The following is a 16,062-nucleotide window of genomic DNA, read 5'->3' on the forward strand; positions in this document are numbered from 1 at the left end:
AGAAAGATAACCGGCGATAAAGAGCGGTGACTAGCGGTGACAAGCGATTAACAGCCTAGAGACTAGGGCGGACTTCGTCCTGCTAGACGCTGCGCGGCTATAAGAGCGGACAATAGTTGGCTCCGTGGTGTAGCAAAAAACCTTCAGACTTAGTCGCTCAAGCTTTTATAGCCTCTAGCCGCGAAGCGTTCTAGCATCTAGGCTCTTTCGCTGTTCTTTCGCTTGTCATCTTTGCTTAGATTGTCATCGCCCTTACCGCTTGTTATCGCTCGTTATCCTCGTTATCGATTTATCGCCTTAGCTTTTAGAAAGGATAAATTTGCTGACTTGTTGTGACATATCACTGGCATCACTTAATAGGTTGTCATTGAGCAAAGCAATCTGTTGTGATATTTCCTGCGTATGGTGATAAATATCGTTTATTTTCATGGCATTACGATTTACTTCTTCTGCTACGGCCGATTGTTCATGTGTTGAAGCGGCAATTTGTTGGTTCATGCTGTCAATCACGCTAACGTGTTGAGCAATCAATTTAAGCTCATTACCTGCATGTTGTGACTCTGTAACGCTTTGTTGTGCTTGTACTTGGCCTCGCTGCATAGCACTGACGGCAGTGGCTGCACCCGCTTTAAGGCGCTCGGTCATCGCTTTAATGTCTTCTGTTGAACGTTGTGATCGCTGAGCTAAGGTACGAACCTCATCTGCAACAACGGCAAAACCTCTTCCTTGTTCGCCCGCTCTAGCGGCTTCAATTGCCGCATTTAATGCGAGTAAATTAGTTTGGTCAGCAATAGAGCTGATGACCGCTAAAATGGTCACAATATCTTGTACATCTTTATCTAAACGTTCAATACTTTGTGCGGCATTAGCTATCTCTTTAGCCAACAATTGAATCGCATCGCTAGTTTTACTGACATCATTGTTGCCACTCTGCACTTCGATATTGGCATTGGCTGAAGCTTCTGAAACCTGTACCGCATTGGCAGCAATTTCATGGACGGTTGCGCTCATTTCTGTCATAGCAGATGCAACTTGTTCGGCTTCTGACGAACCTTGTTCAACATCGGCTTGCATTGAACGAGTAAAGCCATTCATTTGTTCAACGGCATGAACCAAACTCAATGCATTTCGACGTACGTGGGTAATAACGTGTTCAAATTCTGCCATCATTTGATTAAATGCTATCGAGATTTGGCCAAACTCATCATCAGATTGATGGCTTAAGCGAGTGGTTAAATCAAACTGAGTACCAGCATGCAATATCTGCTTGTGTAGCTGACTTAAACTACGATGCAAATAGCGAGAAACAACCATGCTCATCACAATAGCAAAAATCAGAGCCAGCAATAACACCGCGCCGGTGAGATACATATGCTCAGTTGCTTGTGACAATTTGTCTTGGCTTAATTGCGACAAATCTTGGCTGAATTGTTTTTCAAGCTGAGTTAACAGCTCAATACGTACCGTTGCGATTTTAAACCAATCTTCAGGGCTTTGCTGCGCCATTGCAGCGCTGTCTTGTGCAAAAGCAATTTCACGAAGTTGACTAACATTTGCCATAGCACTGTCTTGTTGGGCTTGTTTAAAAATGCGAATGTTTTCTGGGCTAGCTGCGGCAATAAACCGTTCGGCATAAGTTTGTTGTTCCGCCACCAAAGTGACAAACTTTCGATATAACCCAGGGGGAAATTCACTGCGACCAAAAGTTGTGCTGAGTACTGCTCGCTCTATTCCTGCGCGTTCTTTTAATTGTAAAAATGCTGCGAACGCTTTGAGTGTTATACCTATTTGGCTATCTACACTCTGACTAGCTGCATTATCGACCATTGATAATAATAGGGTGTTGATGCGGGTATAATAACTAACTTGCTCTGCGACACTGATGTTAAGGGCCGTGACATTATTACGCATTTGGCTTAGCTGATTAAATGCTGAAGCAACTTCATTATATGTGGATTGTAATTGTTGCGGAAAATCGTCTTGCTGAGCAACAAGATTAAAACGTTGAATTTGTATGTCTGTTTGAGCACGTTGAGTCACTAAATTGTCTTTAAATGCTTGTCCTTTAGATCCGAGGAAACCGGCACTCATACCTCGCTCTTTTTGCAGTTCATGTACTAAGGAGCTATTGATAATGGCAACCTGGGTTAAATCAATAACCAGTGCTAACTGATGCTGAGTTTTGTACTCATTATTAAGGTACATACCACCGAATAAAATACTGGTTAATAAAGGGGGAATGACAAGTAAGGCCAGTTTACGCGAAATATTGAGGTTGCTAATCCATTGCCAATTCATACATCATCCTTTTTAAAACACTTGCGATAAGTAAATTTTTCTTCACTGAACCATAAACTAGATTAATAGATTTTGGTAAGTTATTTGCAACAAACTCAGATCTTGCTCACAGCTAATTTAGTTTCTTTTAATTTAATAATGCTTTAAATACATATAATTGAATAGTGAAAGTTATTCCACCTGCGTTAACGCCATACTTACGACATTGTCGGACAATAAAATCAATGAATGTTTTTATCGTGAATGGTTGCAGCGATAAACAAACTAAACACTATTTTTAGACCATCAATAACAACTTATAAACAGAGGCAAAACTCACTGATCAATTCAGGCCATTCATTAACCTCATCTATCGAGTCTGCAATGTGTAAGGTCGAATTAGGTATTGTGGCATGTAATTGAATGGCAGTTTCTATGGGATGGGTCTTGTCGCCGTGCCACGCTAAAATCAGGGTTGGCATGGTCAGTTCGGCAAGTTGCTGCTTACTGGGCAGATCGTTAAGGGCGGCAGCGCGAAACAAATGATCTAGCGTTTGACGTGTCATTAGTTTTAATCCGTCGAGCATGCCTAGTACACTATGTTCATGACCATTAATCAGCCAACTTGGAAGTAATTTATCCCAATGTTTAGCGTTTATTTTAGCTAAACCTTTACCACCAAAAATGCGCGCTGCTTTGGCCATTTTATGATATTCGCCTACTTGTACTGCACGAGCATGCCATGCTGTGGGCGGGTTCATCAAGATTAACCCTTTTACCTTATGCGGATGTTTTAATGCTGCGAACAAACACGTAGCACTGCCCATTGATTGGCCACCTAAAATAAGCGATGGCGTTGCGTTAAAGTGCGTCGCGATACTTATCATGTCATTGGCAAGTTCTGGCCATAAATAGTCTTCTACGCACTTACCGGCAGAAGATAAGCCATGTCCGACGGCATCATAACGAATAAGCTGTAATTTTTTAGGAAACCGATGCCAGGCATATAAACCAATCGCATCTTCACTTTGGATACTGCCGGTTGACCCATGAGCCCAAATCAAAGTTTGTCCTTTACCATTAATGGAACAATTAAATTGATTGATATTAAATTGCTCTGTCATGATGCGGCACTCCTAATGAGGTTATTTATCCTCTTACTATTTCAATCAACCTATTAATAAATAATTTGATTGCATCTGTGGTATCAAACCGAAATGCTAAACCGTAATGAATTTCACTTAAGCCTTTGTTACGACGAGTTGGAAATCGGGTCATTTGAGCATTGTGATAGTAATCATATTTCGCGTGTACCCCGTCAATCGTAGCCAGCTCAGTGGAAAAAACTTCAAATGCCGGACGAATGATCAGTAATGGCGTTTTTCCTTCTACATGCAAATAAACCGGCTCTTTTAACTCAGGTAGCATGTATTCGGTGACATTCTTAATATTAAAATTAGTACGACATTGCAGTTCATTCAAGGTTGATGCGACTTGTTCAAGGGTGATGCTCATAAAGTAGATGCCTGTGCTGGAGAATGTCATTGATTTATATCACTAGAGTATATGGCCTAGCCGAATAAATAAAAACAAAAAGCCCCGAACAATTGTTCAGGGCTAATGGTGTTAATCAGTGGGCATTGGTTACAAACAATGCTGGTTACTGACTGTACTGGTTATAAAACCAGAATTACGCGTCAATACCTTTACTCACTAAGAATTCGTCGTAAGTGCCTTTAAAGTCATTAATTCCGTTAGGAGTCACTTCAAGAATACGAGTGGCTAGTGACGATACAAATGCACGGTCATGAGACACGAACATTAACGTCCCTTCGTATTTTTCAAGCGCGTTGTTTAACGACTCAATAGATTCCATGTCCATGTGGTTGGTTGGCTCATCGAGTAATAAAATGTTCGGCTTTTGCATGATAAGTTTACCGAAATACATACGGCCTTTCTCACCACCAGATAATACTTTAACTGACTTTTTAATGTCATCTGCACCGAACAACATACGGCCTAAAATACCGCGTACAGATTGATCATCGTCATTTTCTTTGCGCCATTGGCTCATCCACTCGAACAAGGTCATTTCATTAGCAAAATCTGCTTCATGGTCCTGGGCGTAGTAACCAATATTGGCATTTTCAGACCAATTAATGGTGCCATCGTCTTGCGGGATATCATGTACTAAAGTACGTAACAAGGTGGTTTTACCCACACCGTTTTGACCCAAGATAGCAATACGTTCACCCACTTCAACCATTAGGTTAAGTTTGCTGAACAATGGTGTGTCGTAACCTTTGGCTAAGTTTTCAACCACTAATGCATTACGGAACAATTTCTTTTCTTGTTCAAAACGAATAAACGGATTGACGCGGCTTGATGCTTTGATGTCATCTAGCTTAATTTTATCAATTTGCTTAGCGCGTGATGTAGCTTGTTTCGCTTTAGATGCGTTAGCAGAGAAACGGGCGACGAAGGTTTGTAATTCAGCAATTTGCGCTTTCTTCTTGGCGTTGTCACTCATTAAACGTTCACGTGATTGCTGTGCAGCCATCATGTATTCGTCGTAGTTACCAGGGAACACTCGTAGCTCACCGTAATCTAAGTCAGCCATGTGAGTACACACTGAGTTTAAGAAATAACGGTCATGCGAAATAATAATCATGGTGCTGTTACGTTGATTCAACATGTCTTGTAACCAACGAATAGTATCGATGTCCAAGTTGTTGGTAGGTTCATCAAGTAGCAGTAAATCTGGATTTGAGAATAGTGCTTGTGCCAATAACACACGCAATTTAAAACCTGGAGCAATTTCACTCATTAAACCAAAGTGTTGCTCAATGGAAATACCTACACCTAGTAGTAAGTCACCTGCGCGAGATTCAGCAGTGTAACCGTCCATTTCAGCAAATTCCATCTCAAGCTCAGACACTTTGATGCCGTCTTCTTCGCTCATTTCAGGTAAAGAATAAATACGGTCACGTTCTTGCTTTACTTTCCACAGTTCTCTGTGGCCCATGATCACAGTATCGACTACTGAAAAGTTTTCGTAGGCAAACTGGTCCTGGTTTAATTTACCCATGCGTTCGTTAACATCTATAGAGACGTTACCGCTTGATGGCTCTAAATCACCGGCAAGGATTTTCATAAAGGTGGATTTACCACAACCATTCGCGCCAATTAAACCGTAGCGATTACCGCCACCAAATTTTACTGAGAGATTTTCAAACAGTGGCTTAGCGCCAAACTGCATCGTGATGTTAGCTGTTGTAATCAAAATGAAATTCCAAATCGTGTTGTGTGTTAAAGCCCATATCAAATTGTAGTCTACTTGCTCGAGTTGACATCTATATGACTCAAGCAAACAAAAATGATATTGAAACTGGCATACGGCAGAGCCGAGGTAAATACGAAGCGCGACAGTGTAAGGATTTTTGGCCTAATTATCAACCTAGCAATGATACAAATACTGCCCGTTTTGAGATGTGACGGTGATGAAAGAAGTATTTGCGCGTCATTATAAATGTCTAAATAGCGATAATGCGTCAGCGTTGATTTAATGCCGAAAACCTAGAGCCGCTTTCGGCATCAACCATAACCTTGTGAACCGTTTAGTAAAAATCTTAATTACATTATACCTTTGCAGGTTCAGCCACATCATCTGAGAGAGTTTCAGCTTGGGTAAAGCAGTTTTGTAGAATTTTTTTAGACGGATATACACCCACAGTGCTATCAATCATCTGCGCATCAAAATCGATAATAATTGGAATTAAATTAGTTGCTTTGGTGATTTGACGTTTTCTCAATGCTTTCAATATACTGATGTCTACTTTTGAAGGAGTGCTGTCGAAAGTAAAATACAGATAATGGATCGTACTTTGAGACGTCATCCCTAGGGTTTTCTTCAACCCAAGTAACGCAGTAAATAACTGCTCATGCTGAGCTTGAACTTGCTCAATTGACACCTTACCCATATCAATTACAGATATTGAAATAATATTGTTAAAATACTTTTTCGCCGCAATAAATGCTATGCCTTCAACTTTGGGTTTACCTTCTGTCTCGATAACAGATAGGTCTAACTCAGTAAAGTCATTGCTATTGATTAAGATATCTTTCAATCGCTCACGCCCAGTCGCTAACGAGCTAAAATAAGCCGCCTTTTTTTGCATGCGCTGTCTAACGTAAAGTGCTAATGAGCCACAAAGCAGTAAAAAAACTATTTTCCCACCGATACGATGCCAGAAATCGAGGTATGGAGCTTGAGGTAATACCACGCCAGCCTCTAAAACGAGTCCAGTGACTTCCAAGGGGGTTAAGTCTATATACAAGTCTTGTTGTGACAACATTCCAGCAAAACGGCCATCATAATTCCACAGTGGTAGAAACAATATATCAACAGATTTATAGATATAACCTACATCAATGAATTCACCATCTTGTGTTTGAAAACGTGGATCATCGGGAAGTGCCACAACAGGTACAATGTTTTCACCACCAAAAGAGATTAAACCCGCTTTGGCGTGTGCAAGATGGGGCGTCATTAATAAACAGAATAGACATAGCAACAGAGTATTTTTCATTTTAATCCTTTATTAATAAAAAATAGGCGACTAGCGAGGAGGCTAATCAATAACCGAGGAACCACAGGTTTTAACAGCAATGAGTCTTTTAGATTCCATTCAAACAGCGACTCACCGCCATTATACTAAAATATGTCTAGACGACAACGGCATCGCTTGTAATCGTCTATATCACTTAACGTTTTTTAGAGCTTCAAATAACCAATAAGATAATCCAATCCACCAGTGATAGCGGCGACTTGAGCATCGTTACATTCTTGCGCTGTCACGTTTGGACTGTCTGGATAAACCTCTGTGGTGGTATTGAAGTGATTGTCAGTAATACCAGCACATAAACTGAGTTTTTTGACCGGATAGTTAATCACCCCAAATTGCTCAATCGGTACTTCAATTAATTGTCCATTATCGTCAGGCGCGATATGAGTCACTTTAGCCACTGAATCAATCACTGCTTTTTGGAACGCTGGAGTTGGGTTATCACTGTCGCCGACTAGGTAGAAACCGTCAGGAATAATGCCTTTATCGTATTCAACGCCATCACGTGCAGACAGCAAAGGTCTAAACTCTAACTCATCAGTGTCAGTCGTTTCATGTAAATCGATATGGGCATATACATCTCCCAAACTCGCGACAAATGCTATCAATGCAGCAGACTCTTCTGCTGGGCTATCGGCATAAAAAGAGCGATTAGGATCAATGGCTTTCGGATTCCAACGGTTAACGGTCTCATAACCCCACGGGCTAACACACGGCGCGATGGCCACATTAAAATACTGAGTATAATCCTGTGCTTTAGTGGTTAAAAACTGAATCGCGCCATGTACGCCGCTGGTTTCATAACCGTGTACGCCACCGGTCACAAGAATGGTTTTTTTATTGCTATCCCACTGCTGAGATTTAAATGCAAACAGTGGATACTTATCAGCGTCATAAGATAATGCGCCGTATTGTACTTGTTCAAACGGACCAGTAATCTGAGCCAGTTTACTCACCACTTCATCTTGATATGAGCGCTTTATGGCAACTTGTGCTAACCATTGTGCTTTATCTGCATCGGTCCATTTTTGACCTGGTGTACCAATTGGATACGGTGTTGAATTGCTCATATAACCTCGTTAATCGTTTATTTTATTGAGTTATGTATGTGTAAGTCACTTGATTTTAACTGATGTTTATTGCTCAACTATTTGTTTACTTATATACCGTTTTACTGACCATTTCGCTGGCTAACTGGATGGGCTTTGGCAAAGATAACCAATGCAATCCCAACAAAGATAATGCCCGCCGATACACCTAGATGAAAACTGATTACTTCATCTAAAAAGAGAATGCCACCCACAGCGGCAATAACAGGCACGGTTAGTTGTAAAACAGCAGCATGGGTTGATGTGAGTCCACGCAATGCTTGATACCACAACGCATAACCAATACCCGAGGCAATTGCACCTGATAAGACGGCTAACAACATTCCTTTGGCAGACAATACCGTTGTTTGTGGTATTGAGACTAATTGTGGCGCTGAGGTTAATTGTGGCGCTGAGGTTAATTGAGGCAGGAGCCACACCACCAATATCATCACCGCGACCAGAGGTAAACTGCGAATAAAGTTATAACCTGTATCAAATAATGGGTTAACTGACTTTTTGCCAAGCAAAGTATATCCACCCCAAGCACAGCCGCTAATTGCCATTAACACGAGTCCGGTCATCGAAGGCGCACTCACGCCGGGCAACACTAAATAAGCAAAACCACTAAAAGCCAATAATGCGCCAATCCATTCAAGTAGGGTTAAGCGTTGGCCTTGAAAATAGCTGATTAACATCATGCTAATTTGCACCGCGGCAAACAAAATCAACGCACCAGTGGCGGTATCGAGTAGCACATAGGCGTATGAAAAAGTCACCGCGTAAATAAACAATAATGCCGCAGCAAACATGCTGCCACGGCTAGTGGGTCGGCTTGTCCCTGCTTTAGTGTTACGCAATAACATTAATAGCCCCAACACTAAGGCACCAGCAGCTAAACGAATAGCAGTAAAACTACTGGGATCAATGAGTGCCGGAGTTTGTTGGGTCGATAATGCCATACGACACAACACTGAATTGGCAGCAAAGGCGACCAAGGCAATTAAGGTATACAAAGCGATAGAAAACCTTGATAAAAATGCAGATAAGCTAGACATAACAGAGCTACTTAGTCGATTTTTTGAAACTAAATTTATGAGTAAACCACTGTATTACAGCCACTTGCTGTACGTGGGTTAAGCCAAAGTAAACACAAATCCACGGTGAAATGAGTAAAAACCACGGTAGCGCCGCAGTCGAGCGACCTGAAAATAATAAATACAAAAATCCGCCATAGATAATAATCACGCCCAGAATGCCTACGATTAGCATGATTTTTTTAAGCAGGTATTCTAACTTCGCCACGTCATTAATCCTTAAAAGTAAAAAAGCCACGCCGAGCATAAGCTCGGCGTGACAACATCATAACAAACTGAATGCAGGGAATACCAATCACATTCATTATATGAAAGTGCGCAACGCGTTATATTGCGCTGAGCGAACAGATAATGAGCACAATGAATATACTCTATCGCTTATAAGCGAATACCGCCGTCAATTTCAAATACACGGCCGTTAACGTAATCGTTTTCAATAATAAAACGTACGGTTGCAGCCACTTCTTCAGGCTGACCTAAGCGCCCTACTGGGACCATTTTTTCTAAACGCTCTAATGCTTCAGGTTTCATCGCTGCGGTCATTTCGGTAGCAATAACACCAGGAGCCACGGCGGCACTGCGAATATTATGACGGGCTAACTCTTTTGCCCACCCAACCGACATTGCAGCAACGCCAGCTTTAGACGCTGAGTAGTTAGATTGCCCCATGTTACCGGCTTTAGCAACGCTAGAGATATTAATAATTACCCCTGCTTGCTTGGTTTCAATCATCGCTGCTGCGGCTTCACGGCCACATAAAAAAGTGCCGGTTAAGTTAACATTGATGACAGACTGAAACTGCTGATACGACATGCGATCGGTGACAACGCCATCTTTGGCTTTAATCATTAGCCCATCACGTAAAATACCGGCATTGTTAATTAACACATTCACTTTACCAAAGTCTTCAACGATAAATTTAAAGCCAGAGACCACATCTTCTTCATCAGTAATGTCTAGGGCGTAACCTTGAACTTCAGTTACAGAACCTAAATCAGCACAAGCTTGTTCAAGTTTAGCCTGATCAACATCGATAAGCGCCAATTTAGCACCTTGGGCAGCTAAATCATGCGCCATAGCGAGACCTAACCCACCAGCTCCGCCAGTAATGACGACAACCTTATCTTTTAATTCCATCAACTGAATCCTTTATTTTTTCTTTGAAAATTGTTCAAAAATACTCGAAAAATCACGACGACCATGGCCTTGGCGAGCATGATTAACATATAAACTGCGAGCCAGAGAACCCATTGGTGTGCTTGAATGAGAGGCGACCGCCGCTTCTTGCGACAACCCTAAATCTTTAACCATCAAGTCAACCATAAAGCCACCTTGGTAATCTTTTGACGACGGCACATTCTCCATCACATCTGGGCATGGATTGTACTTTTCTAACGTCCAGTTACCGCCGCTACTGACTTTCATGATATCAGACAACACTTTAGGATCTAAACCATTATCCAAACCAAGTTGTAATGACTCGCTAGTACCCACCATTAACACAGACAACAGCATGTTATTACAAATTTTAGCAATTTGACCTGCACCTACTACACCAGCGTGAAAAATATTGCCGCCCATAACCGTTAATACCGTTTGCGCTTGTTGATAAGCTGCTTCACTACCACCACAAATAAAGGTTAAGGTACCAGCTGCCGCGCCTGCTGTGCCGCCTGATACTGGCGCATCCATAAATTCGATACCCTTCTCAGCGGCTTTTGCTCCCACTAAACGGGCACTGTCGGCATCTATGGTTGAGCAATCTATCAGTAATGCCTGTTTAGACACGACATCTAACAAACCTTTATTATTGTCATCGCCTAGGTACAAGCTGCGAACATGCTTGCCTGCTGGCAGCATGGTAATCACAAAGTCGGCGGCCGCCGCTGCGCCGCACGCGGTTTTAGCACTGAGTGCGCCTTGCGCCGTTAACGCTTCTACTGCGACAGGGTTTAAGTCAAACACAGTGACTGTCATACCCGCTTTAACTAAATTGGCCGCCATTGGGCCACCCATGTTACCTAAACCAATAAATGCTACTGTTGCCATATCGTTAATCCTTTTTAAGTAAAGTCTGCTAATGGGTGTCTATCTTCAGCCCAAGGCGAGGTAACCAATTGGGTCACTTTATTCGCATCCACTGCGTCTACATCTGCAAATAACCATTTAGGTTGGCGATCTTTATCAATCAGTAAGGCGCGAACACCTTCGCAAAAATCGCCCATAGAGCAACAATTGACACTCACACCCAACTCCCACTTAAAGCAATCAGCTAAGCTAAGTTCTGTGCCAAGTTCTGCCTGAGCAAAAATCAAGTGCCAGCTAATAGGACTGCCAGCTAAGGCGGTTTTTTGGGCTCGTTTTAGCCAATCAAGCTCAGTGTTTAATGTCGATAATTGATGATGCACATCAAGGATGTCACCCGCCATCAACAAATCAATTTGTGCTTGGAATTGTTGCAGTGGGCTAACGGATAATGCCGCTAAGTGTGGCTGACTCATATTGGTCAACAATCCGCTTAGCAGTTGATGATTTATCTCACTATCTTGACTCCAAGCCAGTTCAGCCATGGCATCGAATAACGGCTCTTTTTCATCGCTATTAAGAATATGATTTCCTAAACCGACATACAGCGCATCTGCACAGTTCATGTTGTAAGCGGTTAAGCCTAAAAACAACCCTGTTTTTCCCGGCATACGGTTTAAAAAGTAGCTGCCGCCAACGTCTGGGTATAAACCAATGGTCACTTCAGGCATTGCAATACGGCTACGCTCGGTAACAACACGATGGCTCCCGCCCGCCATTAGCCCGAGTCCACCGCCCATAACAATGCCGTCACCCCACACTAAAACGGGTTTGCCGAATTGATGCAGTAAATAATCAAGTTGGTATTCTTGGGTAAAGAACTCACACGCCTCTGTGGTCATGTTGTTCGGATTGGCGATGGATGCATGGTAAATGGCACGTACATCTCCACCAGCGCAAAAAGCTTTTTCGCCGGCGCCATCAAGCACAACACACGCAATACTGTCGTCTTGTTGCCATTTAGTGAGTTGTGCTTGCATTGCTGCAACCATGTCGAGGGTTAATGCATTAAGTGCTTTTTCAATATTCAGAGTTACCACGCCAATAGATTGACCTGATAACGTGCCTAAGGTTTGAAATATTACATCTTGAGTCATTAGCAATTCTTCCAGTTTGGGGCGCGTTTTTGTAAAAAGGCCTTCACACCTTCAGCCTGATCTTCGGTATTAAATAAGCCAACAAACAGTTCACGCTCAAGCGGTAATGCTTGAGTTCGCGGCATAGTTCGTCCAGCTTGAATAAGGGTTTTACATACGCTGACACTGCTAGGTGATTGCTTAGCCACTTTCGCTGCTAACGCCACTGCGGCATCTAAGACATGGCCTTGTTCAACGACTTCTTCCACTAAGCCAATTTTTTCAGCCTTCGCAGCATCAATACGCTCGCCACATAAAATCATCCGTTTTGCCCAACCTTCACCCACTAATGCGGTTAAGTTTTGGGTGCCACCAGCACAAGGCAGTAAACCCACTGAGGCTTCAGGCAATGCCAATTGGGCTTGCGCTTCTGCAATTCGTAAATCACAAGCTAATGCCACTTCTAACCCGCCGCCCATGGCATAACCATTAATGGCCGCAATAGATACACCTCTAAACGCACTTAAGGCTTCAAACGCTTCGCCGAAATGTGTTGCCATGGAAGCTGCATTGTCTTTATCGCCGTCAGCAAACAAATTCAAATCGGCACCTGCTGAGAAAAACTTGTCACCTTGACCGGTGATCACAAGCGCATAAACATCTTTGTTTTGATTCAGTTCGAGCACGATATGTTTCAGCGCTTGCAAACTGTCAGCGGTCCAAGTATTAGCTGGCGGATTATTCAGAGTCAAAATGGCCGTGTGGCCGACTATATGTTTTAGAATTGCAGGGTGTGTAGTCATAATGCTATGTCCTTATGCTAAAGCTAGTGAGTCACGAGTGGAACCGCTAATTACAGGATCGGATGAGCATCGCTAGCGAGCAAACGGCGAGCAATAATCAGGCGCATAATTTCATTAGTGCCTTCTAAAATCTGGTGCACGCGCACATCTCTGAAATGACGTTCTAAAGGGTATTCACGGATATAACCGTAACCGCCGTGAATTTGCAGCGCACCGTCACACACTTGGAAACCTACATCGGTCGCAAAACGTTTCGCCATAGCACAATAAGCACTGGCTTCAGGGTCTTGAGTGTCTAATTTAAAAGCTGCTAGACGTACCATTTGACGGGCTGCAACTAGTTCGGTTGCCATGTCAGCCAGTTTAAACTGCAATGCTTGGAATGCCGCCAGCGGTTTACCAAATTGCTTACGCTCATTCATGTATTGAGTTGCGCGAGTCAGTGCAGCTTGCGCGGTGCCAATTGAACAGGTGGCAATGTTAATACGTCCGCCGTCTAGGCCTTTCATGGCAAAGGTAAAACCTTGGCCTTCTTCACCAAGTAAATTGGCAGCCGGTACACGCACGTTTTCAAAACTGATCATTCTTGTTGGCTGTGCGTTCCAGCCCATTTTATCTTCTGCTTTTCCGTAAGTGACGCCTACTGCATCTGCTGGTACGGCAATCGCTGAAATCCCTTTAGGGCCAGATTCACCAGTACGGCACATCACTACGAGTAACTCGGTTTCACCGGCACCAGAGATAAACATTTTTGAACCGGTGATCAAGTAATCATCACCATCACGCACAGCTTTAGTTTGCAATGAAGCGGCATCGCTGCCGGCACCAGGTTCTGTTAAACAGTAAGATGCTAATAACTGCCCTGTGGTTAAGCCTTCTGACCACTGCTTACGCAAGGTTTCTGTACCCCACGTAGTCACCATCCAGGTTGCCATATTATGAATAGTTAACATTGCTGTAGTGGCTGTACAACCATGGGCTAATTCTTCAAAAATAATTGAAGCGTCTAAACGAGACAAGCCCATGCCGCCTTCTGATTCTGGCGAGTACAAAGAACAAAAGCCCAGTTCACCGGCTTTTTGAATTACGTCTTTAGGAAAATGATGCTCTTCGTCCCACTTGGCGGCGAATGGCGCGAGTTCTTCGGCAGCGAATTGACGGGCTAAATCAGCAAACTGACGCTGATCTTCGTTTAAATTAAAATCCATGCTGGACTCCTAATATTGTCTTGGATGACTCTTGGGTCATTTATTGCCTTAGCCGCATACCGCTTTAAGCGGTTAACTCATTACTAGGTGCAATGGGAGGTAAGGTGGTCTTGTTGTTTAGCGAAAAATATTACCGTGACAGCGTCACGGCAATAAACATCATTTCTATTTAAGATCAATACTCATGTTAGGACCGCTAACGGCTTCTGAGTCAAACCAACGGGTGGTGATGGTTTTGGTTTCTGTGCAGAAACGTACCGCTTGCTTGCCGTAGGCGTGTTGGTCACCATAGAAACTGCCTTTCCAACCGGTGAATGAGAAGAATGGTAATGGCACCGGAATTGGCACGTTAATACCCACTTGGCCAACTTCAATTTCATGTTGATATTTACGTGCAGCTCCGCCAGATGCAGTAAAGATTGAGGTACCGTTACCGTATGGGCTGTTGTTAACCAGTTCGATAGCATCATCTAAGTTATCCGCTTCCATACAACACAGTACTGGGCCAAATATTTCTTCTTTGTAAATGCTCATGTCGGTGGTGACATTGGTAAACATGGTTGGGCCAACCCAGTTACCCGACTCGTAACCTGCAACGGTGAAATCGGTTCCATCGAGTAAACAATCAGCACCTTCAGCTTTACCTTGAGCAATCAGTTTGAGTACACGCTCTTTTGCTGCTGGACTGATAACAGGGCCGTAAGCTGCACCTTTGTCATCCCATAAACCAGGACGAACTTTAGCTAACGCTTCTTTTAATTCAGGGATCCACTCTTTAGCTTTACCGACAAAAATCGCGACTGAAATCGCCATACAACGTTGACCAGCAGCACCCACAGAGGCTCCGACCATGTTATTGATCACTTGCTGCTTGTTCGCATCAGGCATGATCACACAATGGTTTTTAGCACCTGCAAACGCTTGAACACGTTTTAGGTTGTCGGTACCGGTTTTATAAATGTATTGGCCAACACCCACAGAGCCTACAAACGAAATCGCTTTAATGGCTGGGTCTCTTAGCAAGATGTCGACTGCTGTTTTGTCGCCATGAATAAGTTGTAACACGCCTTTTGGCGCGCCCGCTTCAACAAATAACTCCACTAAACGTTGCGGCGTCATTGGATCTTGTTCTGACGGTTTTAAAATAAACGTATTACCACAAGCGATAGATAACGGGAACATCCATAATGGGATCATCGCAGGGAAGTTAAACGGAGTAATACCGGCACATACACCTAATGGTTGAGTGTAGCTATAGGTATCGATATTACGAGCGACGTTTTCAACGGTTTCGCCCATCATTAACGAGGCAACACCACAAGCATGTTCAGCAACTTCAATGCCGCGCCATACATCACCTTTAGCATCTTCAAAAGTTTTACCGGTCTCGTGAGCTAAAATAGTTGCTAGTTCATCGTGATGCTCTTTGAGCAAATGTTGATAACGCAACATGACGCGCGCACGTTCAGACACGGGGACTTCTTTCCAGGTTTTAAACGCTTCTTTGGCACTGTGAATGGCCTGCTCTACTTCGGCAGTAGTAGCGCAGTTAATTTTAGCAATAACGCTATTATTGGCTGGATTGGTCACATCAATATTGCGATCGCCGCTGCCATAAGTGAATTCGCCATCAATATAATGCTTAACTTGTGTGATCATCTTGTTTTCCTCGATCCTTGAATATCTTATGAGTGAATAACATCACTCGTATTGAGTTACTGCGCAGGTAATGCGATTTATTATGTTTGTCAGTCGCACATATTAAGTGGCTGCGTATACATTTACCTGTGCGGTGGTCTTGTC

At 43.0% G+C, this 16,062-nt stretch carries 14 protein-coding genes; all 14 read right to left on the minus strand.

The features are described from left to right. Positions 1 to 297: 297 nt before the first annotated feature. Complete coding sequence (locus tag AAEY98_RS09655; RefSeq protein WP_351016595.1) at positions 298 to 2,298, minus strand: methyl-accepting chemotaxis protein; 2,001 nt, start codon at positions 2,296 to 2,298, stop codon at positions 298 to 300. A 296-nt stretch (positions 2,299 to 2,594) separates the two neighbouring features. Then, complete coding sequence (locus tag AAEY98_RS09660) at positions 2,595 to 3,401, minus strand: alpha/beta fold hydrolase (protein WP_182744708.1); 807 nt, start codon at positions 3,399 to 3,401, stop codon at positions 2,595 to 2,597. A 25-nt stretch (positions 3,402 to 3,426) separates the two neighbouring features. Next, positions 3,427 to 3,792 (minus strand): hypothetical protein, encoded by a 366-nt coding sequence (locus AAEY98_RS09665; protein WP_162023454.1) that lies wholly within the window; start codon positions 3,790 to 3,792, stop codon positions 3,427 to 3,429. A 175-nt stretch (positions 3,793 to 3,967) separates the two neighbouring features. Then, positions 3,968 to 5,560, minus strand: coding sequence for an ABC-F family ATPase (locus AAEY98_RS09670; protein ID WP_101086698.1), 1,593 nt, complete (start codon positions 5,558 to 5,560; stop codon positions 3,968 to 3,970). A gap of 355 nt (positions 5,561 to 5,915) precedes the next feature. Beyond that, positions 5,916 to 6,866, minus strand: a complete 951-nt coding sequence (locus AAEY98_RS09675; RefSeq protein ID WP_351016599.1) for a hypothetical protein — start codon at positions 6,864 to 6,866, stop codon at positions 5,916 to 5,918. 185 nt (positions 6,867 to 7,051) lie between these two features. Beyond that, entirely contained in the window at positions 7,052 to 7,972 is a 921-nt protein-coding gene (locus tag AAEY98_RS09680) for a M14 family metallopeptidase (RefSeq protein WP_192115248.1), read from the minus strand. Between the two features lie 101 nt (positions 7,973 to 8,073). Continuing rightward, positions 8,074 to 9,048 carry a DMT family transporter gene (locus AAEY98_RS09685; RefSeq protein ID WP_351016603.1) on the minus strand — a complete coding sequence of 325 codons (975 nt, stop codon included), beginning with the start codon at positions 9,046 to 9,048 and terminating at the stop codon, positions 8,074 to 8,076. Between the two features lie 7 nt (positions 9,049 to 9,055). Continuing rightward, on the minus strand, positions 9,056 to 9,262 hold the full coding sequence (locus AAEY98_RS09690) for a hypothetical protein (RefSeq protein WP_101087206.1): 207 nt from the start codon (positions 9,260 to 9,262) through the stop codon (positions 9,056 to 9,058). A 203-nt stretch (positions 9,263 to 9,465) separates the two neighbouring features. Beyond that, complete coding sequence (locus AAEY98_RS09695; protein WP_011636818.1) at positions 9,466 to 10,224, minus strand: SDR family oxidoreductase; 759 nt, start codon at positions 10,222 to 10,224, stop codon at positions 9,466 to 9,468. A gap of 12 nt (positions 10,225 to 10,236) precedes the next feature. Continuing rightward, entirely contained in the window at positions 10,237 to 11,136 is a 900-nt protein-coding gene (mmsB, locus tag AAEY98_RS09700) for a 3-hydroxyisobutyrate dehydrogenase (protein WP_351016606.1), read from the minus strand. Between the two features lie 14 nt (positions 11,137 to 11,150). After that, positions 11,151 to 12,269, minus strand: coding sequence for an enoyl-CoA hydratase/isomerase family protein (locus AAEY98_RS09705; RefSeq protein ID WP_101086693.1), 1,119 nt, complete (start codon positions 12,267 to 12,269; stop codon positions 11,151 to 11,153). Further along, positions 12,269 to 13,051, minus strand: coding sequence for an enoyl-CoA hydratase (locus AAEY98_RS09710; RefSeq protein ID WP_162023460.1), 783 nt, complete (start codon positions 13,049 to 13,051; stop codon positions 12,269 to 12,271). The genes AAEY98_RS09705 and AAEY98_RS09710 overlap by 1 nt, the downstream gene beginning before the upstream one ends. Positions 13,052 to 13,101: 50 nt before the next feature. After that, complete coding sequence (locus tag AAEY98_RS09715; RefSeq protein ID WP_101086691.1) at positions 13,102 to 14,259, minus strand: acyl-CoA dehydrogenase family protein; 1,158 nt, start codon at positions 14,257 to 14,259, stop codon at positions 13,102 to 13,104. 165 nt (positions 14,260 to 14,424) lie between these two features. Continuing rightward, positions 14,425 to 15,918: a CoA-acylating methylmalonate-semialdehyde dehydrogenase gene (locus AAEY98_RS09720; RefSeq protein WP_351016610.1), complete on the minus strand. Its 1,494-nt coding sequence runs from the start codon at positions 15,916 to 15,918 to the stop codon at positions 14,425 to 14,427. Positions 15,919 to 16,062: the final 144 nt, after the last annotated feature.

Source organism: Shewanella sp. AC91-MNA-CIBAN-0169 (assembly GCF_040310165.1).
GTDB lineage: Bacteria > Pseudomonadota > Gammaproteobacteria > Enterobacterales > Shewanellaceae > Shewanella.